Origin of the sequence: Microbacterium foliorum (genome assembly GCF_003367705.1) — a bacterium.
Classification (GTDB): domain Bacteria; phylum Actinomycetota; class Actinomycetes; order Actinomycetales; family Microbacteriaceae; genus Microbacterium; species Microbacterium foliorum.
On record NZ_CP031425.1, the window covers coordinates 3,161,987 to 3,181,250 of the forward strand.

At 69.6% G+C, this 19,264-nt stretch carries 14 protein-coding genes; 7 read left to right on the top strand and 7 right to left on the bottom strand.

Features of this window, described 5'->3' with window-relative positions:
- Window positions 1-426: 426 nt before the first annotated feature.
- Window positions 427-3,531 carry a family 43 glycosylhydrolase gene (locus DXT68_RS14910; protein WP_244268156.1) on the bottom strand — a complete coding sequence of 1,035 codons (3,105 nt, stop codon included), beginning with the start codon at window positions 3,529-3,531 and terminating at the stop codon, window positions 427-429.
- 471 nt (window positions 3,532-4,002) lie between these two features.
- Entirely contained in the window at window positions 4,003-5,262 is a 1,260-nt protein-coding gene (locus tag DXT68_RS14915) for a D-arabinono-1,4-lactone oxidase (RefSeq protein ID WP_045253587.1), read from the bottom strand.
- Window positions 5,263-5,341: 79 nt separating this feature from the next.
- On the opposite strand from DXT68_RS14915, the gene DXT68_RS14920 reads away from it, so the two are divergent.
- From DXT68_RS14920 to arfA, 5 genes are all read left to right on the top strand, one after another.
- Complete coding sequence (locus DXT68_RS14920; protein ID WP_045253586.1) at window positions 5,342-6,388, top strand: LacI family DNA-binding transcriptional regulator; 1,047 nt, start codon at window positions 5,342-5,344, stop codon at window positions 6,386-6,388.
- A gap of 110 nt (window positions 6,389-6,498) precedes the next feature.
- Window positions 6,499-7,836 carry an extracellular solute-binding protein gene (locus DXT68_RS14925; RefSeq protein ID WP_045253585.1) on the top strand — a complete coding sequence of 446 codons (1,338 nt, stop codon included), beginning with the start codon at window positions 6,499-6,501 and terminating at the stop codon, window positions 7,834-7,836.
- Window positions 7,833-8,792 (top strand): carbohydrate ABC transporter permease, encoded by a 960-nt coding sequence (locus DXT68_RS14930; protein WP_045253584.1) that lies wholly within the window; start codon window positions 7,833-7,835, stop codon window positions 8,790-8,792. Before DXT68_RS14925 ends, DXT68_RS14930 begins: the two co-directional genes overlap by 4 nt.
- On the top strand, window positions 8,792-9,715 hold the full coding sequence (locus tag DXT68_RS14935) for a carbohydrate ABC transporter permease (RefSeq protein ID WP_045253583.1): 924 nt from the start codon (window positions 8,792-8,794) through the stop codon (window positions 9,713-9,715). The genes DXT68_RS14930 and DXT68_RS14935 overlap by 1 nt, the downstream gene beginning before the upstream one ends.
- 53 nt (window positions 9,716-9,768) lie before the next feature.
- Window positions 9,769-11,292 (top strand): arabinosylfuranosidase ArfA, encoded by a 1,524-nt coding sequence (gene arfA / locus DXT68_RS14940; RefSeq protein WP_045253582.1) that lies wholly within the window; start codon window positions 9,769-9,771, stop codon window positions 11,290-11,292.
- 383 nt (window positions 11,293-11,675) lie between these two features.
- Here arfA and DXT68_RS14945 read toward each other — a convergent pair whose 3' ends face one another.
- The 5 genes from DXT68_RS14945 to DXT68_RS14965 form a co-directional block, all read right to left on the bottom strand.
- A complete protein-coding gene (locus DXT68_RS14945; protein WP_045252532.1) occupies window positions 11,676-12,809 on the bottom strand; it encodes a bifunctional 2-methylcitrate synthase/citrate synthase in 1,134 nt (377 codons plus the stop codon).
- Window positions 12,810-12,883: 74 nt separating this feature from the next.
- Window positions 12,884-13,792 carry a methylisocitrate lyase gene (gene prpB / locus DXT68_RS14950; RefSeq protein WP_045252533.1) on the bottom strand — a complete coding sequence of 303 codons (909 nt, stop codon included), beginning with the start codon at window positions 13,790-13,792 and terminating at the stop codon, window positions 12,884-12,886.
- A gap of 253 nt (window positions 13,793-14,045) precedes the next feature.
- Entirely contained in the window at window positions 14,046-15,572 is a 1,527-nt protein-coding gene (locus DXT68_RS14955; protein ID WP_045252534.1) for an MmgE/PrpD family protein, read from the bottom strand.
- Complete coding sequence (locus DXT68_RS14960) at window positions 15,569-16,240, bottom strand: GntR family transcriptional regulator (protein WP_045252535.1); 672 nt, start codon at window positions 16,238-16,240, stop codon at window positions 15,569-15,571. The genes DXT68_RS14955 and DXT68_RS14960 overlap by 4 nt, the downstream gene beginning before the upstream one ends.
- 464 nt (window positions 16,241-16,704) lie before the next feature.
- Window positions 16,705-17,685 carry an EamA family transporter gene (locus DXT68_RS14965; protein WP_045252536.1) on the bottom strand — a complete coding sequence of 327 codons (981 nt, stop codon included), beginning with the start codon at window positions 17,683-17,685 and terminating at the stop codon, window positions 16,705-16,707.
- Between the two features lie 39 nt (window positions 17,686-17,724).
- On the opposite strand from DXT68_RS14965, the gene DXT68_RS14970 reads away from it, so the two are divergent.
- A complete protein-coding gene (locus tag DXT68_RS14970) occupies window positions 17,725-18,261 on the top strand; it encodes a CGNR zinc finger domain-containing protein (RefSeq protein ID WP_045252537.1) in 537 nt (178 codons plus the stop codon).
- A gap of 15 nt (window positions 18,262-18,276) precedes the next feature.
- A complete protein-coding gene (locus DXT68_RS14975; RefSeq protein WP_045252538.1) occupies window positions 18,277-19,260 on the top strand; it encodes an acetylxylan esterase in 984 nt (327 codons plus the stop codon).
- Window positions 19,261-19,264: the final 4 nt, after the last annotated feature.

Below are 19,264 nucleotides of genomic sequence, written 5' to 3' on the forward strand. Positions count from 1 at the left end.
CCTCGGTCGCGGCTCTCGTATCGCGGCGGGAGTCGTCGCATAAAGCCGCATCCGCGCCAGGACAGCGACCATCTGCGCCCTCTTCCCGAGCCGAGCGGTCGCGAATGGACGCATCACGCGCCGCGAGGCGACGAAATGCGACGACTCGGAGGCGAGGCGAGGCGAGGCGAGGCGAGGGCGAGGGCGAGGGCGAGGGCGAGGGCGAGGGCGAGGGCGAGGGCGAGGGCGACATTCGTTGTCCCACACCCACATGAGGTGTCTCGCGCCCCGCGAGGTGCCTGCTCGCCCCGCGGATGAGCCCGTGATCGTCAATGCCGTCGCTGACCGGGTGCACGCGAAAAAGCCCGCCCCTTCCTGCTGTGGGGGCAGCAGGAAGGGGCGGGCTGTGGGAGAGGTCGGTCGCCGTGGGGAGACGGCGACCCCACCTCACTCCGTCTCGGTCTCCACGACCGAGCGGCTTCGACGGCGCAGGATCCAGACCGCGGATCCGAGCGCCAGGAGGAGAGCGCCGAGCGATGCCGCTGTCAGCGACGCACCCGCATCCCCTCCGGTCTTCGCGAGGGAACCGTCGGTGCCCACGCCCGTGCCCACGCCGGTGGACGGACCGCCGCCGGTCGACGTGCCGCCGCCGGTCGACGGAGTACCGGGGCCAGCGCCATCGGTGCCGCCGTCGGTACCACCATCGGTGCCGCCATCGGTCCCACCATCAGTGCCACCATCGGTCCCACCGTCAGTGCCACCATTAGTACCGCCATCGGTCCCACCGTCCGTCCCGCCATCGGTGCCACCATCGGTCCCACCATCGGTCCCACCGTCAGTGCCACCATCGGTCCCACCATCAGTGCCACCGTCGGTCCCACCATCGGTGCCGCCGTCCGTGCCACCATCGGTGCCGCCGTCGGTGCCACCATCAGTTCCACCATCGGTACCGCCATCAGTGCCACCATCAGTGCCACCATCGGTACCGCCATCGGTACCGCCATCGGTACCGCCATCGGTACCGCCATCGGTACCGCCATCGGTACCGCCGTCGGTGCCACCGCCGGTGTCGGCGCGGGCGACGGTGAGCGGCAGTCGTGCGAGCTCCGTCTCACCGTCGCGGAGCACGATGTGGTGCGCACCCGCCGTCGTATCGGCGGGGATCACCACGGTCGCCTCGATCCAACCGTCGGCGACGGTCGCGGTGGCGAGCGGGCGATAGGTGCTCTCGATGCCGATCTCGACCTCGTCGACCGTCACCCCCGTGGCCGTCACGGTGACAGAACCACCCGCGGCGACCTCCGAGACCGAGAGCTGAGCCTCCAGCTCCACCTCGGGGCTGTCGTCGATCGGGGCGAACGCCCAGTTGTCGACCTCGAACAGGTCGGTCTCGGCATCCGCGCCCTCGGCGCCGGCGAAGACGAAGAACACATCGTGCTCGCCCGCGGCGCCGGTGACGTCGGCCTCGACCGTCGCCCACTCTCCGACCGCGCCGTCGACGGGGATCTCCGCCACGACGGGACCGTCGACGTCATCCAGACGAACCTGGATGCTGCTTCCGGCGACCAGCGGCTTCACCGTCGCCGACACCTTCTGGGCGCCGGCACCGAAGTCGACACCCGCGATGCCCGAGAAGTCTCCGTCATCGACGCTCGAGAGCACCATGTTCCCCGACCCGTTGTGCTCGGGGAACTCGACCGAGACGGCATCCGTCGTGGCCGTGGCGATGCCGAGCTGCCAGGCGAGCGTCTCCGCCTCGAAGGTGCGGTACGGGTCGAAGCTCTCGACCTGCTCCACGCCGGCGCGGGTGCCGACGATCGGCTTGATGGTGCCGTCGTCGTTGAACTCGAGCTTGTCGATGTGCACCGAGCGGTAGCCCTGCGTCGCACCGGGGGTGCCGAGGGCCTCCGCCCACGCCGCACCGCGCGTCTGCGCATGGTAGGTGAAGTACGTCTCGCCCTTGTAGTCGAACATGTCGGAGTGGTTGTTGCCGCCGTTGCCCGCACCGAAGAACGTGCCCTGGTTCTGGAACGCCACACCCGCGTACTCCGACGAGCCGAGCGTCATCGGATCGTCGGTCATCATGTAGGCGATCGCCCCGCGCGACGGATACAGGCCCGGCTGCTCGTTCACCTGGAAGTTCGACGAGTACGAGTAGTAGTACTTGCCGTCGTGCGTGAACATGCTCGAGGCCTCGAACATGCCGGGAGCGTCGATCTCGACCGGGTCTCCGTCGAGGGTGACCATGTCGTCCTTCAGCTTGACGACACGCGTCGACTTCGGGTTCTGCGGACCCTGCACGTTCGGCGAGGTGCCGATCTGCGAGTTGCCGCCGAAGTACAGGTAGCCCTGTCCGTCGTCGTCGATGAAGACCTCGGGGTCGAACAACCACATGCCGGCGGGGAATCCGCCTCCGGCGATGTAGTCGCGGGAGACCGTGTCGGGAATGATCTTCTTGCCGAGCGGGTCCTGCCACGGGCCCAGCGGAGAGCCGCCGACGACGACCGCGGTGCCGGTGCCGTTGTCGCAGAAGTAGAGGTAGACCTTGCCGTCCTTCTCGATGGCCGCCGGAGCCCACGAGTTGCGCGACCACGGGGCGGCGCCGCCCTCGCGAGCGATCGGCACCGCGCCGTGATCGACCCAGTTGACCATGTCGGTCGTGGACATCACGTTGAGGCGGGTGATGCCTCCGTAGCCGTTCGACTGCGTCGGCAGGCCGTTCTCGTCCTTGCTGTTCAGGTCGTACTGCTGCGTGTCATCGGTCGAGTAGATGTAGAGACGGCCGTTGTAGACGAGGTGATGCGGGTCCGCACCGAACTTGTGCCCGACGAGGGGATTGTGGTCGCCGATCGGCTTGGTCTGCACCTTCTCGAGGCTCGTGAAGGCGGGTGCTTCCGGCGCATCGGCGATCTTGACCAGCGAGACGTCGTCGACCGAGAAGTCCTGCAGCGCGGCGGAGCCCCAGGGGGTCTCGACGAACAGCCATCCCGCCGCGACATGCTTCGCCTCAGCGGTGAACTCCTGCGAGAACGTGCCCCATTCTCCCTTCGTGAACGTATGGCCGTAGTCGGCGCATCCGTTGAAATTCGTCGGGCAGAACGTGAAGTTGAACTGCTGGGTCGGGGCCCCCTCGTCGTATCTGAGCGAGCCGGTGAGGCGGTAGGTGGCACCGAGCTCGATCTTGTCGGCGACGCTCGCGAACGGCCCCGACTGGGTGTTCTCTCGGCCGGTGACGGTGAGGGCATGCGCGCCGCTGGCGGCATCGTCGCCGAGGGCGAGCGTGCCGCCACGGGGGGCGGTCCACCCGGCGAGATCGGAGACGAACCGGCCGTCCGGCAGGAGGTTGCCGGCGACCGCGGGCGGCTCGGTCGCGGTCACTCCGGTCTCGAAGGCGCCGTGGGAGAAGGTGTTCGCGGGAGCGGCGACCGCCGCTCCCGGTGCGGCGACCGCGGTGACGGACGACGCGAGCAGGGCGGCGATGCCCCACAGCGCCGCGGGGCGCGACAGGGATCGGCTACGCTGCCGATCGGCGGATCTGGACTGGGACTTCACGGGTGTTCTCCTTGTGGATCGATTCGCTCGAGGGCGCGCGGGCGCGCTCCGATCACGGCGCTCCCTCGGTGAAGGAGGCCGTCGAGGGCGGGGACCTCAGGCGAAGGTGGGGATGCGACCGAGTCTTCCGCCGCGGTGGATCACCGAGGCGGTCGTCGGTCCCTTGTGGGGTCGTGGGGTCGCGGGGTCGTGAGGTGCGGTTCGGCGGAACGCTTTCCCGGCGGACTCAGCGGGACTGTCGGGGGGTCCCCTGCCGGACGGCTCGCTCCGGACGACGGGCCGCGACAGGGCGACCGTGTGGACTGAGCGGGATGACCGCGACGCTGTTCATGCACTCTCCTCCTTGAGATGCCGGGGCCTCGCACGACGAGAGCCCGGTGGCCCTGGCGGGCCGCGATGATCACTACGGTTCGTATGTTACCGGTAACAGATTGGAGGACACAAGGTGAAATCCAGAACACCGGGTGCTCGTTACAGACCGAGCCGCTCGAGGTAGGGGTTCACGAGGCGACGCTCGGGGTCGAAGCGGGCGGCGAGCGCGGCGAAGTCGTTCCATCGCGTGTATCGCGAGCGCACCTCGGCGGGATCGAGGGTGAACACCTTGCCCCAGTGCGGGCGGGCGGTCGCCGGAAGCAGGGCCTCGAGTGTGGGGAGGAAGGCACGGACGGCCGCCTCGTCGGGCTTCCACGTGAAGTGGATGCCGACGGCATCCGTGCCGTGCGCGGAGCTCAGCCAGAGGTCGTCCGCGGCGACCGTGCGGATCTCGTTCACGAGCAGCAGCGGGGCGATCTGCCCTGCGAGGGTGCGCACCGCCTGGATCGCGGCCACGGCATCCGCCCGGGGCACCAGATACTCGCTCTGGATCTCCGCGCCGGCGGACGGCGTGAAATCGAGCTTGAAGTGCGCGAGGCGCTCGAACCAGGGCCCTGGCACGCCGAGCTGATCCGTGCAGGCGATGGGGTCGACACCGAGGATCGGGTGCCGCTCACCGGTGGCGGGCTCCGCGCCGAGCCGTTCGAACAGGTCGTCGCGCAGCAGCTCGTGCGCCTCGGGATGACGCTGCTTGACCCAGATCTGGTCGGCGATGTCGGTGCGGGTCCAGGTCGAGAAGATGCTGACGCTCGTGCCGACGCCGGTCACCTCGTCGAAGTCGGCGAGGATCGCGTCCCACGACGGATGCTCGAACACGTGCTGCGCCACGTCATAGGTCGGCTCGACGTCGAGCGTCACATCGACCACCGCGCCGAGCGCGCCGAGGCTCACGACCGCCCCGTCGAAGTCCTCGTCGCCGCGGGCCAGGCCGCGCACCTCGCCCGCGGGGGTGACGACGGTGAGCGCACGTACGGACGAGGCCAGGGATCCGAGCGCGTCTCCTGACCCGTGCGTGCCGGTCGCCACCGCGCCGGCGACCGAGATGTGGGGCAGCGAGGCGAGGTTCGCGAGTGCCAGTCCCTCGGCGGCGAGGCGCGGGGCGATGTCGCCGTAACGCAGTCCGCCCGAGACCCGCACGGCATCGCGGCTGTCGTTCACCTCGAACACCTCGGGCAGACGGTCGAGCACGACGAGCACTCCGTCGGTGTCGGCGATGTCGTTGAAGCAGTGGCGGGAGCCGAGCATCCGCATCGCCCCGCCGCGCGCGAAGACCTCCTGGAGCTCGGCGATCGACGACGGATGCTCGATCCGCGACGCCCGGTACGTGAGATTGCCGGCCCAGTTGCGTTCGATCGTCATGGCGCCATAGTAGTCAGCGCTCCGGGGAGTACATCGATGTACGTCACGACCCCGTCCCCTCCGTCGCTAGGCTGACCGCATGACAGCGATGCCGCCGCCCCGCGCGACGATGAAAGACGTGGCGGCGCTCGCAGGGGTCTCACCCAAGACCGTCTCGAACGTCGTCACCGGCACGACCGCGGTGAGCGAGGAGACGCGGCGCAAGGTCGACGCGGCCATGGCGCAGCTCGATTTCGTGCCCAACCTCAACGCCAGGGGGCTGCGCAAGGGACGCTCGGGGATCATCGCCGTGGCTCTCCCCGACCTCGCGACGGCGTTCTCGGCCGAGCTCGTGCACCGCCTCGTCGAAGCGGCTCACGAGCGGGGCCTCGCCGTGCAGATCGAGGAGACGGCGACCGACCCGGAGCGCGAGCGCGAGCTCGTCTCCCGTGCGCGCGCGCACCTGGTCGACGGGCTGATCCTCAACCCGATCCGCCTCGAGGACAGCGTGCTGAAGTACGCCGATCGCCTGCCCCCTCTCGTCGTGCTCGGCGAGGTCGAGCAGAACCGGGCCGATCACGTGCGCATCGACAGTCGACGCGCGGCGGCCGAGGCGACCAGGCACGTGCTCTCCCGCGGGGCCACGCGCATCGCCGTGATCGGGGCCGATGACGACTCCGCGGTGGCCACCGCGACGAGCCGACTGCGCCTCGAGGGTGTGCACGACGCGCTGCGCGAGGCCGGCATCGCGCGGGACACCGCCCTCGAGATCAATCCGATGCCGTGGTCGATGACGGGTGGTGCCGAGGGCGTGCAGACGCTGTTCCGCCGCGGCGTCGCGTTCGACGCGATCATCGCCCTCACCGATTCGCTCGCTCTCGGCGCGTTGCATGCGCTGCACGACCACGGCGTGAGCGTTCCCGACGATGTGATCGTGACCGGCTTCGACGACGTCGAGTTCTCGCGCTACACGTCTCCGTCGCTGACGACCATCGCCTTCGATCGTCGCGCCTTCGCAGACGCCGCACTGGGCCTGCTGGAGTCGCGCATGGACGACCGCACCGCCCCGCCGCGGTCGCTCACCCTGTCGCACCACCTGCTCGAGCGCGACAGCACGCGCGGCACCCCGCGCGGCCACCGGCCCTGACGCACCTACGCCGGATCACCGGTCGCGCCCGCATCGGAAACGCTCTTGCGCCGCCGATTACATCGATGTAAAGATGGGTCGACCCTCACCGCTGTCACGAAGGAGTGACGATGACGCCCCCGCTCGACATGTCTCGGCGGCAGTTCCTGACTGCCGCCTCGGTCACGGCCGCCGCGGCTCTGCTCGCCGGCTGTGCCCCCGGCACCACACCAGGATCGAACGCCCAGACGCTGCAGTTCTGGCATCTGCTCTCGGGCGGTGACGGCGTGACGATGTCGCAGCTGCTCGACACTGCCAACGCCGCACAGGACGCGTACCGCATCCGGCCCACCGTGCTCGCCTGGGGCACGCCCTACTACACGAAGCTCGCGATGGCCGGCGCCGGCGGCCGCGCCCCCGACGTCGCCATCATGCACGCCACCCGCACTGTCGGGTGGGCGCCTGGAGGCCTGCTCGACACCTGGGACCTCGACCGGCTGGCCTCGCTCGGCGTCGACAGCACGACGTTCCCGAAGCCGATCTGGGAGAAGGGCTTCGTCGGCGAGAACATGTACAGCATCGCGCTGGACGCGCATCCGTTCGTGGCGATGTTCAACACCGATGTCTGCGACGCCGCCGGAGTGCTCGACAGCGACGGGCGTCTGCAGCCGACGACATCTCCCGAGGAGTTCCTCGATCAGCTGCGGGCCATCGGCGGCCAGGCCGAGGGCCATGCGCTCTCGTACGGCTACCTCGGCGACGGCGCCCAGATGTGGCGTCTCTTCTACACGTTCTACTCGCAGCACGGCGGCGCGATGGAGCTTCCCGCCGGCGGCAAGGCCGTGATCGACAAGGATGCCGCGGTCGAGTCCCTCTCCCTCATGCGCACCCTGCTCGACGGCGAGATCGCCCTCGCTCAGGCCGACTACGGCAGTGCGGTCGCCGAGTTCGCGACAGGCAAGAGCGGGATGCTGTTCACCGGCGTCTGGGAGCTGCGCACCATGCAGAACGCGGGGATCCCGTTCGATGCGACGATGATCCCCACCCTCTACGGCACGCCCGCCGTCTACGCCGACTCGCACTCGTTCGTGCTTCCGCACCAGGCGAACGCCGACGACGAGAAGCGCGACCTCACCTACCGCTTCGTGGCCGACATGCTCAAGGGTTCGTTCGGCTGGGCGGAGGCGGGACACATCCCCGCGTTCCTCCCCGTCACCGAATCCGCCGACTACGCCGACCTGATCCCGCAGGCGCACTACGCCGAGGCCGCGCAGCAGGTGGTGTACGACCCGACCGCATGGTTCACCGGATCGGGCTCGAACTTCCAGGGCGAGTTCGGTGCCGCCGTGCAGGGCGTGCTGCTCTCGGGCGATGACCCGGCCGCGGCCGTCGACCGTTTCGAGGCGCGTGTGAACACCCTCCTCCGACAGCCGAACCCGGCAGACCCCGAGGGGACGTTCGCATCATGACGACCACCACCGCGGCCACCGACTCCACCCGCACGATCGTCACCGGTTCGAAGACCGGCGCACCGGCCCGACGTGCCGGATCCCGCAACCGCGAGCAGCTGATCAGCTGGGCCTTCCTCGCGCCCTTCCTGATCGCGTTCGTGCTCTTCCTCGCCTGGCCCATCGTGCACGGCATCATCCTCAGCTTCACCGACCAGTCGCTCACCGGCGCCGGCGGCGCGTTCGTCGGATTCGCCAACTACGCCGAAGCGCTCGCCGACCCCGTCATGTGGCGCTCGATGGGCAACACGGTCTGGTTCACGCTGCTGTCCACCGTGCCCCTCGTCGTGGTCGCGCTGCTGATGGCCGCTCTCGTCGATCGCGGCATCCCCGGCCAGTGGCTCTGGCGGCTGTCGTTCTTCATGCCGTACCTGCTCGCCTCGACGGTGATCTCGCAGATCTGGGTGTGGATCTTCAACCCGCAGATCGGTGCGGCCAACAACATCCTCGAGGCGTTCGGTCTCGAGCCGATCGCCTGGCTGCAGAACCCCGACACCAACATGCTGTCGATCGTCATCGCCACCGTCTGGTGGACCGTCGGCTTCAACTTCCTGCTCTACCTGGCGGCGATGCAGAACATCCCGCCGCAGCAGTACGAGGCGGCGTCGCTCGACGGCGCAGGGCCGTGGCGGCAGTTCTGGTCGATCACGCTCCCCCAGCTGGGCCCGGCGACCGTGCTCATCCTGATCCTGCAGATCCTGGCGTCGCTGAAACTGTTCGATCAGGCGTACCAGATGCTCGGCGGGGTCGCGAGCGACACCACCCGCTCGATCGTCCAGTACATCTACGAGGCCGGCTTCGTCAGCTACCGATTCGGCTACTCGGCCGCGATCTCCTACGTGTTCTTCGCTCTCATCGTCATCATCGGCGTCGCGCAGGCCCTGATCTCGCGCCGCCGGAAGGAGTCGCAGCTGTGATGTCCACCGCCACCCCCCTCGCCCCCGCCACGGTCACCGAGACCATCACCACCGCCAAGCCCGCACGCACCCGTCGCCCGCACCTGCCGGGGCAGAAGCCGTTCGGCGTACTCCGCATCAGCGCTCTCGTGGTGCTGATCGTCCTCGCCGTCGGCTGGCTGCTGCCGTTCCTCTGGGCCGTAGCGACGGCCTTCAAGACCGAGACGGATGCCGCCAGCGGCGACCCCTCGTGGATCGGCGCCTCCGGTCCGACGATCGAGGCCTTCACGGCGATCCTGTCGCAGGGCAACGTCTACACCTGGGCGTTCAACAGCCTGTGGACGTCGATCGCGGTGACCCTGATCACCCTGACGATCTCGGCGCTGGCCGCCTACGCGTTCTCGAGGCTCGACTTCACCGGACGCCGGTGGCTGTTCGTCGCGATCATCGCGTCGATCGTCGTGCCGCCCCAGGTGCTGATCATCCCGCTGTTCTACGAGATGCTCGCGTTCAACATGATCGACACCTACTGGGGGCTCATCCTGCCGCAGGTGGTGGCTCCGGCCATGGTCTTCATCCTGAAGCGGTTCTTCGATGCGATCCCGATCGAACTCGAAGACGCGGCGCGCGTCGACGGGGCGAGCCGGTTCCGCATCTTCTGGTCGATCGTGCTGCCGCTCTCGCGTCCGATCCTCGCCTCCGTCGCGATCTTCGTGTTCATCGGCGCGTGGAACAACTTCCTCTGGCCGTTCCTCGTCATCAACGACACCACGCTGATGACGCTGCCGGTCGGACTGCAGACGGTGATCAGCGCCTATGGCGTGCAGTACGCGCAGGTCATGGCCCAGGCCGTGCTCGCAGCCCTGCCTCTGATCATCGTGTTCATCATCTTCCAGAAGCAGATCGTCAAGGGCGTCGCGACCAGCGGCTTCGGCGGTCAGTAGTCCCCCTCCCGGCCCCGTGCCGAACATCCGCAGAGCCAGAATCAAGGAGTGCAATGAGCAAGGCCCGCATCACCATCGACCGCGACTTCACGATCGCCGACGTCCCCCGCAGACTCTTCGGGTCGTTCGTCGAGCACATGGGGCGCTGCGTCTACACCGGCATCTACGAGCCGGGGCACCCGCAGGCCGATGAGCGGGGCTTCCGGCAGGACGTCCTCGCCCTCGTGAAGGAGATGGGCCCGACCGTGGTCCGCTACCCCGGGGGCAACTTCGTCTCGGGCTACCGCTGGGAAGACGGGGTCGGCCCCGTCGAGGATCGCCCCGTGCGCATCGACGGCGCCTGGCACACGATCGAGACCAACGCGTTCGGTCTGCACGAGTTCATGGACTGGGCGAAGGAGGCCGACGTCGAGGTCATGGAGGCGATCAACCTCGGCACCCGGGGTGTCGAGGAGGCCCGGTCGCTCGTCGAATACGCCAACCACCCGAGCGGCACGTACTGGTCGGACCTGCGTCGCAGGAACGGCGCCGAGCAGCCCTTCGACATCAAGCTGTGGTGCCTGGGCAACGAGCTCGACGGACCGTGGCAGATCGGCGGCAAGACCGCGACCGAGTACGGCCGGCTCGCTCAGGAGTCCGCCAAGGCGATGAAGCTCGTCGACCCCAGCATCGAGCTGGTGGCCGTGGGATCCTCCGGCCGGTCGATGCCGACGTTCGGCACCTGGGAGAACACCGTCCTCACCCACGCGTACGACGAGGTCGACTTCATCTCGATGCACGCGTACTACCAGGAGCACGACGGCGATGCCGAGTCGTTCCTCGCGGAGTCGGTCGACATGGATGCCTTCATCGACGGTGTCATCGCGACGATCGACGCCGTGAAGGCGGCGGGCAAGCACACGAAGCAGGTCGACATCTCGTTCGACGAGTGGAACGTGTGGGACCAGGTGAAGTTCAACGACGTCGAGTCGGTAGAGATCGCGAAGGCCGGGTGGAAGAAGCATCCGCGTCTGATCGAGGATACCTACAACGTGACGGATGCCGTCGTCGTGGGCACGCTGCTCAACAGCCTGCTGCGGCACGGCGACCGGGTGAAGATCGCCAACCAGGCGCAGCTCGTCAACGTGATCGCGCCGATCCGCTCGGAGGAGAACGGCCCGGCCTGGCGCCAGACGAGCTTCTGGCCCTTCGAGCGCATGGCGCGTCTCGCCAAGGGACGCATCCTGCGTCTGGCGGTGTCGGCTCCGCAGATCGAGACGAAGCGCTACGGCGGCGTCGACGCGATCGATGCGGCGGCGACCTGGGACGAGGAGACCGGACGCGTCGTCGTGTTCGTCGCGAACCGCTCACTCGACGAGGAGAGCGACCTCACCGTCGACCTGCACGGCCTGAGCGGCCTGCGCGTGGTGAACGCCGAGACGCTGACGATCCCCGAGGGCGGCGACCGCCACACCGCGAACCTCGAGACCACGCAGGATGCCGTGCACATGGTGCCGCTCGCCGGCGCCGAGGTCGTCGACGGCGCGGTGCGCGCGACTCTTCCGCCGCTGTCCTGGTCGGTCATCGAGCTGGCCTGACGCGGCAGCGCGCCGCCCCGCCCCGCCCCCGCCCCCGCCCGTTGAGCGAGGAGCGAAGCACCGAGACGAAACGCGCACCCCCGCCCGTTGAGCGAGGAGCGAAGCCCCGCCCCGCACCGCCCGTTGAGCGAGGAGCGAAGCCCCGAGACGAAACGCGCACCCCCGCCCGTTGAGCGAGGAGCGAAGCACCGAGACGAAACGCGCACCACCACCACGCCCCCGCCCGTTGAGCGAGGAGCGAAGCACCGAGACGAAACGCGCACCCCCGCCCGTTGAGCGAGGAGCGAAGCCCCGCCCCGCACCGCCCGTTGAGCGAGGAGCGAAGCCCCGAGACGAAACGCGCACCACCAGCCGTGGCGCGCGTTTCGTCTCGCTGCGTCCGCTCAGCTCTCGACGTGCCGCTCGTCGGGCCCGTCGTAGAACGACAGCGGACGGATCAGCGCGTTCGCGCCGGCCTGCTCGATCACGTGCGCCGTCCACCCGGTCACCCGGGCCGCGACGAAGAGCGGCGTGAAGGTGAGCGTGTCGAAGCCGATCAGGTTGTAGGCGGGGCCTGACGGGTAGTCGAGGTTCGGGTAGATGCCCTTGCGCGCGACGAACTCCGACTCGAGCGCGTCGTACAGCTCGGCGACCTCGGGCTTGTCGTAGTGCGCGACGAGGGTGTCGAGCGCCGCCTTCATGGTGGGCACCCGCGAGTCGCCGCTCTTGTAGACACGGTGGCCGAAGCCCATGATCTTGCGCTTCTCGGCGAGCGCCTCGTCGAGCCACGGCACGACGTTCGATGCCTCGCCGATCTCGTCGAAGATGTGCAGCACGGCCTCGTTGGCACCGCCGTGCAGCGGCCCCTTGAGCGCGCCGATCGCGCCGACCACGGCCGAGTACAGGTCGCTGAGCGTCGAGGTGATCACGCGGGCGGTGAACGTCGAGGCGTTGAACGAGTGCTCGGCGTACAGGATCATCGAGCGGTTGAACGCGTCGACGACGACCGGATCCGGGTCTTCGCCGAACGTCATCCAGAGGAAGTTCGCCGAGTAGTCGAGATCGTCGCGCGGCTCGATCGGCTGCTCGCCTCGGCGACGCCGCTGACCGTACGCGACGATCGCCGGCAGAGCCGCGAACAGGCGGATGGCGCGCTCGAGGTTCTGCTCGGGACTGCCCCCGGCATCCAGCACCGATCCGCCGGCGTGCGGATCGGACGCGCCGATCAGACTGACCGCGGTGCGCACCTCGTCCATCGGGTGCGCCTCGAGCGGGACGAGGTCGATCGCCGCCCTGACGTTCTCGCTCAGGGCTCGGTGCTCGCGCTCGGTGGCTCGGAGCGCCGCCAGCTGTGCGGCATCCGGCAGCTCGCCGTGCCAGAGCAGATAGGCGACCGCCTCGAAAGGCTGGGTCGCCGCCAGCTCCTGCACCGGATAGCCGCGGTAGAGCAGGCTGTTCGTCTCGGGGTTGACCTTCGAGATCGCCGTCGTGTCGACGACGACGCCCGCGAGGCCCTTCTTGATGTCCGGCTCGGTCATGCTCACTCCTTCGTGTACTTCGACTCGTCGCTGCGCTCCTCGCTCAGCAACCGGCGTGATTCCCTTCGCTGCGCTCAGGGACGCCCTCTGTCTACCGTGAAGCCTGCGACGCCTGAGTCGAACTGCGTGTAGGACTCGTAGTCGATCAGGTCGTAGAGATCGGCACGGTGCTGCATCTCACCGAGCTTCGAGGTGAGGTGCCCCTCCTCGTTCAGCGTATCGAGCGCACGGCCCGACGCGCCCATCGCGATGCGCAGCAGCGAGACGGGCCAGATGACCATGTTCACTCCGGCATCGCGCAGCTGATCGACCGAGAACAGGTCGCTCTTGCCGAACTCGGTCATGTTCGCCAGGATCGGCACGTCGAGCGCCTCCGCCATCGCCTCGAACTCGGCGAGGGTCCGCATCGCCTCGGGGAACACCGCGTCGGCACCGGCATCCACCAGCGCCTTGGCCCGATCGATCGCGGAGTCCAGCCCTTCGATCGCACGGATGTCGGTGCGCGCCATGATGAGGAAGTTCGGGTCACGGCGGGCGTCGGCGGCGGCGCGGATGCGGCGGATCGCCGTGGTCTCGTCGACGACGCTCTTGCCGTCGAGGTGGCCGCAGCGCTTCGGATTGATCTGGTCTTCGATGTGCGTGCCGGCGAGCCCGGCGTCCTCGAGCTCCTGAATCGTGCGGGCGACGTTCATCGGCTCGCCGAAGCCGGTGTCGGCGTCGACGATCGCCGGGATGTCGGTCATCCGCGCGATCTGCTTCGCGCGAGCCGCGACCTCGGTCAACGTGGTGAGGCCGATGTCGGGGACCCCGAGGTCGGCCGAGAGCACGGCGCCCGAGATGTAGACCCCGTCGAATCCCTTCTGCTCGATCAAGCGGGCGCTCAGCGGGTTGAAGGCGCCGGGGAACCGCAGCAGCTCACCGCTCGCGAGCCGCTCGCGGAACAGACGGCGCTTCTCGGCCGGCGTGACGTGGGAGTACAGCATCAGTTCGTCCCTCTCTGGCGGGATGCGCGTTTCGTCTCGCTCCGCTCGCTCAACGAGCGGGAGGGAGTTCCCCCCTCGTTGAGCGAGGAGGGATTTCTCCGCTCGTGGAGCCGGTCGCGGAGGGCCCGGTCGCGGAGTCCCCGCCCGTTGAGCGAGGAGCTGAGTCCCCGCTCGTGGAGCCGGGAGCGAAGCACCCGGTCGCGGAGTCCCCGCCCGTTGAGCGAGGAGCGGAGCGACGAGACGAAACGCGACATCAGAACAGGCCCTTCGGGGCGTCGGCGCCCTCGAGCAGGCCGGGCTTCGCGATGACCGACAGCTCGCCGACCTCGGCGGCCGTGAGCTCGGGCAGACGCTGCACGAGCTCGAGGAACCGCTCGATCTCGGCGGCCTCGAGCACGGGCTCGGCCAGCAGGCGGAACTTGGCGATGTAGTTTTCGCGGGCGAACGGTCGGGCACCGAGCGGATGCGCGTCGGCCACCGCGATCTCGTCGACCACGGTCGTGCCGTCGGCGAGGCGGAATTCGACGCGACCGCCGAACGCCTTCACGTCGGGGTCCTCGGAGTGGTAGCGGCGCGTCCACTCGGCATCCTCGGCCGTGGTGATCTTGTGCCACAGCGCGACCGTGTCTGCGCGGCCGGCCCGTTCCGGAGCGTACGAGTCGACGTGATGCCAGCCGCCGTCCTGCAGCGCGACGGCGAAGATGTAGGGGATCGAGTGATCCAGCGTCTCGCGCGACGCGGTGGGGTCGTACTTCTGCGGGTCGTTCGCCCCCGAGCCGATCACGTAGTGCGTGTGATGGCTGGTGTGCAGCACGATCGCCTCGATGTTCGCGGGGTCGCGCAGCGCCGGGTTCTCGGTGCCGAGCTTGCGGGCGAGGTCGATCCACGCCTGCGCCTGGTACTCGGCCGAGTGCTCCTTCGTGTACGAGTCGAGGATCGCGCGCTTCGCCTCGCCCGCGGCGGGCAGCGGCACCTCGTAGGCGGCATCCTTGCCGTCGAGCATCCAGGCGATCACGCCGTCTTCGCCCTCGTAGATGGGAGCGGGGCTGGTCTGCCCGCGCATCGCCCGGTCGACGGCCTCGACCGCGAGCTTTCCGGCGAAGGCCGGGGCGTGCGCCTTCCAGGTCGAGATCTCGCCCTTGCGGCTCTGCCGGGTGGCGGTGGTGGTGTGCAGCCCCTGGCCGACGGCCTGGTAGATCGTCTCGACGTCGAGGCCGAGCAGGGTGCCGATGCCGGCGGCGGCAGACGGGCCGAGGTGGGCGACGTGGTCGATCTTGTGCCTGTGCAGGCAGATCGCGCGCACGAGATCCATCTGGATCTCGTAACCCGTCGCGATGCCGCGCACGAGCGCCCGCCCGTCCGAGCCCACATGCTGGGCGACGGCGAGGATGGGCGGGATGTTGTCGCCCGGGTGCGAGTACTCGGCCGCGAGGAAGGTGTCGTGGTAGTCGAGCTCTCGCACGGCGACACCGTTCGCCCACGCCGCCCACTCCGGGCTGGTGCGATGGTCGAGGGCTGCGCCGAAGACGGTGGCCCCGATGCCTCCGGTCGAGACGGGATGGCTGAATGCCTGGGCGCGCGCCGCGTTGATGGGTCCGCGGGTGAGCGATGCCGCGGCGACCGAGGCGTTGTCGATGATGCGGTTGATGATCATGTCGACGACGTCGTGCTCGACCTCGACCGGGTCGGCCGCGACCTCGGCGATCTTCCAGGCGAGCTGGTCTTCACGGGCGAGATTCTCGTCGCTGCGGTGGACGCGGACGTGGTGCGTGACGGTCATGATCTTCCTTCGGTCGCGGGATCGGGGAGGGAGTCGAGGATGCCGGTGAGCGCATTGTGCAGGTGCACGTGCGTGGCATGGGCGGCGAGGTCGCCGTCGCGCGCGGCGAGGGCGGCGGCGATCGTGCGGTGCTCGGAGGCGGAGGCGGCGAGACGGGCGGGCTTGTCGCGGGCCATGCGACGCACCCGCACGAGGTGGGTGCGCACGGTGCGCAAGGCCGAGGCGATGTAGTCGTTGTCGACCGCGGCGTCGAGTGCCGCGTCGAAGCGGGAGATCAGGGCGTAGTACGCGTCGCGGCCCACTGCGGCAGTGAGATCGACGTGCGCGAACTCCTCAGCGAGTCCGGCGAAGAGGGCGGCATCCCCGCGCTGGGCGGCGAGGCGTGCGGAGCTCTCTTCGAGCGCGCGGCGGATCTCGAACAGGGCGCGGATGTCGTCGGCATCCAGATCGGCGACCACGGTGACCCGCGGGGACTGCTGCACGACCAGGCCGTCGGCGGCGAGGCGGCGCAGAGCCTCGCGCATCGGGGTGCGGCTGACGCCGAGGCGGGCAGCCTGCTCCACCTCGCCCAGCACGGAGCCGGCGGGAAGCGCACCGGACTGGATGTCCTCCAGCAGTGCCGCGTGCGCTCGGTCGCTCGCGGTGATGCGATCGGCGACGGAGCTCATGCCCCCAGTGTATACATAAGGGCATGCTGAGGGAACCTGAGGGGCGAACCGCTGCTTCGGCGTATACATAACGGCTCCAGCGCCGTGGCTCCGTCGCTCCGTCGACGCCCGGCTCCCCTCCCCGCCCCGCCCCGCGCGATGGGCGGACGGCATCCGCTGCTCGATGCGGGGTCAGTTGCGCACCCGGAAATCCGGGCGGGGTCAGTTGCGCATCCGGAAATCCAGGCGGGGTCAGTTGCGCATCCGAAACGCCGCTCCGGGATGCGAAATCGACCCCGCACGCATGTGGAGGTGCGAAATCGACCCCGCACGGGCGCGGAACGCGGGGCACGGGCGCGAGCGCGGGGCGACGGGCGACGGGCACGGGCGACGGGCGCGGGGCACGGGGCACGGGCGCGGAGCGACGGGCGCGGGGCGACGGGCGACGGGCGCGGGGCGTTCCGCGCATGGGGATGAGGGAGGCGCTACTGCCGCGGCAGCGCGACGGCTTCGATCTCGGGCTCCCCGGGCGCCGCGGAGCGCGGCTCGCCGAGCTTCACGACCACCACGCCGACCAGCACGAGGGCCGCGCCGAGCGCCTGCAGCAGGTCGGGCGACTGCCCGAGCAGCAGCCACCCGAAGAGCAGCGAGGCGACGACCTCCGACAGGGCGATGAAGGATGCGAGGCGCGAGCCCAGCATCCGCGTCGAGGCGATGCCCAGGACGTACGCGAGCGCCGTCGCGATCAGGCCGATCGCCAGCACGGGAACGAACCACGGCACGGTGCCGAAGCGGTAGGTGATGTCGTCGGTCGTCCACGCCATGGGCAGGATGCCGACGAGCCCCGCGACCGTCAGCGCGATCGCACCGAGCAGCAGCCCTCCCCCGGCGAGGGCGATCGGCGGTATCCCCGTGTCCGCTTTGGCCGACAGCAGGAAGTAGGTCGCCGCCCCCACCATCGCGGCGAGCGCCCAGAGGATGCCGGCCACATTGACCTCGGCGCCGGTGACGATGTCGAGCATCAGCACGAGCCCGACGAACGCGATGGCGGCGCCGATCACGCTGCGGCGAGTCGGGCGCTCACCCCTCCGCAGCCACAGCCACAGGATGACGGCGATCGGCGCCGTGTACTCGATGAGCAGGGCCAGGCCGACGTCCATGACGGCGACCGCCTGGAAGTAGCAGAGCTGCGTGGCGGTCACGGCGAGCAGACCGTAGGCGGCGACCATCCCGGCGTTCGTGCGCAGCACACCCCATCGCCCTCGCAGCGACACGATCGTCGGGATCAGGAGCACGAGCGCGGCGATCCACACCCGCGCGGCCACGGCGGCTCCCGGCGTCCATCCCGCATCGATGAGCCCGCGCGCCCAGCCACCCGACATCCCGAAGGCGAACGCCGCGCCGATCGCCAGCGGCAGTCCGATGCGCACGCCCGGCACCGTGGCGTCATTCGCAATGTGGCTCATGGCAGGTGACGCTACTCCCGCAGGATGTAAGGTGTCAATATGAACTTCACCGATGACACGGAAGAGGCGCTGCGCGCGGCGGTCCGGCTGGTGAACTCGGCCGAAGAGCCCGAGACCCTCGAGACGCTCACCGACGTCGAGGCCTTTCTCACGGACTTCCCCTATTCGGGCCGACTCGACCGCGATGACGCCGAACTCGCCGCGCTGCGGGCGATCCGCCCACGGCTGCGCGACATGCTGCTCGCACCCCGCGATGAGATGGCCCGGCACGTGAACGCCGCCCTCGCCGAGGCGCGCCTCGCGCCCCGGCTCGTGCGCCATGACGGCATCGACTGGCACCTGCACGCCGTCGACGACGAGCGTCCGCTCGCCGAGCGCGTGCTGATCGAGACCGCCATGGCCCTGATCGATGTCATCCGCGCCGACGAGGGCTCCCGCATCTCGATCTGCGCCGACGAGACCTGCGAGGCCCTGGCCCTCGACCTGTCGCGCAACCGCTCGAAGCGCTACTGCTCGACCACCTGCACCAACCGCAACGCCGTGGCCGCCTATCGGGCACGGCGCGCGAACGCCTGACCCTCTCGGTGACTGATGACCTCCTTCCCCTCCCCCTATGACACGTGGTTCCCCGATGCCGAGTTCGACGGCACCTACGGCCACACGCTGAGCACGTTGCGCGAGATCGCGCCGGTCCCCGCCCCGCCGGGCTTCGCCGAGCGGTGGAGGCGCTGGCGCGAGGAGGCGCGCACGACGGATGCCGCCCCCACCGTGCTCTCCTCCTCTGTCGTCGACGGCCGACAGGTGTCGATCATCGAGCATGCGGGAGTCGACGGCATCCGCCTGCGCGCCTGGCTCGTCGAGCCGCTCGAGGGCCCCGCCCGGGTCGGCGTCGTGCACGGCCACGGGTATGGCGGGCGGGATGCGATCGACCTGTCGCGCGTGCCCGCCGACGCCGCCGCGATCTTTCCCGTCGCCCGCGGCCTCGCGACGTTGAACGCGGGCGTCGGCGCCCCCGACCAGCCGCTCGAGCATGTGGTGGCCGGCATCGGCGATCCGGAACGCTACATGCTGGGGCTGTGCGCCCGCGACCTCTGGCTCGCCGCGGATGCGCTGACCGCCCTGGCGGAACCCCTGCCGCTCTATTACATCGGCGAGAGCTTCGGCGGCGGCATCGGCGCCCTGGCCCTCCCGTGGGACGACCGCTTCGTCGGCGCGACCCTCATCGTGCCCAGCTTCGGGCAGTACGACGAGCGGCTGGCGGCGCGGTGCCTCGGCAGCGGTGAGGCGGTGCGCGCGCACATCGCCGTGCATCCCGAGGCGCGAGAGGTGCTGCGCTGGTTCGACGCGTCGACTGCGCTCGGCGTCGCTCGCGTGCCGGTGCGCGTCGAGGCGGCGCTGTGGGATCAGTCCGTGCCGCCGCAGGGACAGTTCGGGGTCGCGAACGCGGCGCGCATGCTCGAGCTGGCCGTCCTCCCCGCCGGCCACGCCGAGTACCCGGGACTCGACGAGGTGATGGACGAGGCGATCACGGGCAGCCGCGCCCACCTCGCTCGCGCGCTGCGCGCCGCATCCTGAGATC

Coding starts and splice junctions, on each gene's coding strand:
- DXT68_RS14915 (WP_045253587.1), bottom strand. CDS start 5,262: ATGACGATCGAACGCAACTGGGCCGGCAATCTCACGTACCGGGCGTCG.
- DXT68_RS14920 (WP_045253586.1), top strand. CDS start 5,342: ATGACAGCGATGCCGCCGCCCCGCGCGACGATGAAAGACGTGGCGGCG.
- DXT68_RS14925 (WP_045253585.1), top strand. CDS start 6,499: ATGACGCCCCCGCTCGACATGTCTCGGCGGCAGTTCCTGACTGCCGCC.
- DXT68_RS14930 (WP_045253584.1), top strand. CDS start 7,833: ATGACGACCACCACCGCGGCCACCGACTCCACCCGCACGATCGTCACC.
- DXT68_RS14935 (WP_045253583.1), top strand. CDS start 8,792: ATGTCCACCGCCACCCCCCTCGCCCCCGCCACGGTCACCGAGACCATC.
- arfA (WP_045253582.1), top strand. CDS start 9,769: ATGAGCAAGGCCCGCATCACCATCGACCGCGACTTCACGATCGCCGAC.
- DXT68_RS14945 (WP_045252532.1), bottom strand. CDS start 12,809: ATGACCGAGCCGGACATCAAGAAGGGCCTCGCGGGCGTCGTCGTCGAC.
- prpB (WP_045252533.1), bottom strand. CDS start 13,792: ATGCTGTACTCCCACGTCACGCCGGCCGAGAAGCGCCGTCTGTTCCGC.
- DXT68_RS14955 (WP_045252534.1), bottom strand. CDS start 15,572: ATGACCGTCACGCACCACGTCCGCGTCCACCGCAGCGACGAGAATCTC.
- DXT68_RS14960 (WP_045252535.1), bottom strand. CDS start 16,240: ATGAGCTCCGTCGCCGATCGCATCACCGCGAGCGACCGAGCGCACGCG.
- DXT68_RS14965 (WP_045252536.1), bottom strand. CDS start 17,685: ATGAGCCACATTGCGAATGACGCCACGGTGCCGGGCGTGCGCATCGGA.
- DXT68_RS14970 (WP_045252537.1), top strand. CDS start 17,725: ATGAACTTCACCGATGACACGGAAGAGGCGCTGCGCGCGGCGGTCCGG.
- DXT68_RS14975 (WP_045252538.1), top strand. CDS start 18,277: ATGACCTCCTTCCCCTCCCCCTATGACACGTGGTTCCCCGATGCCGAG.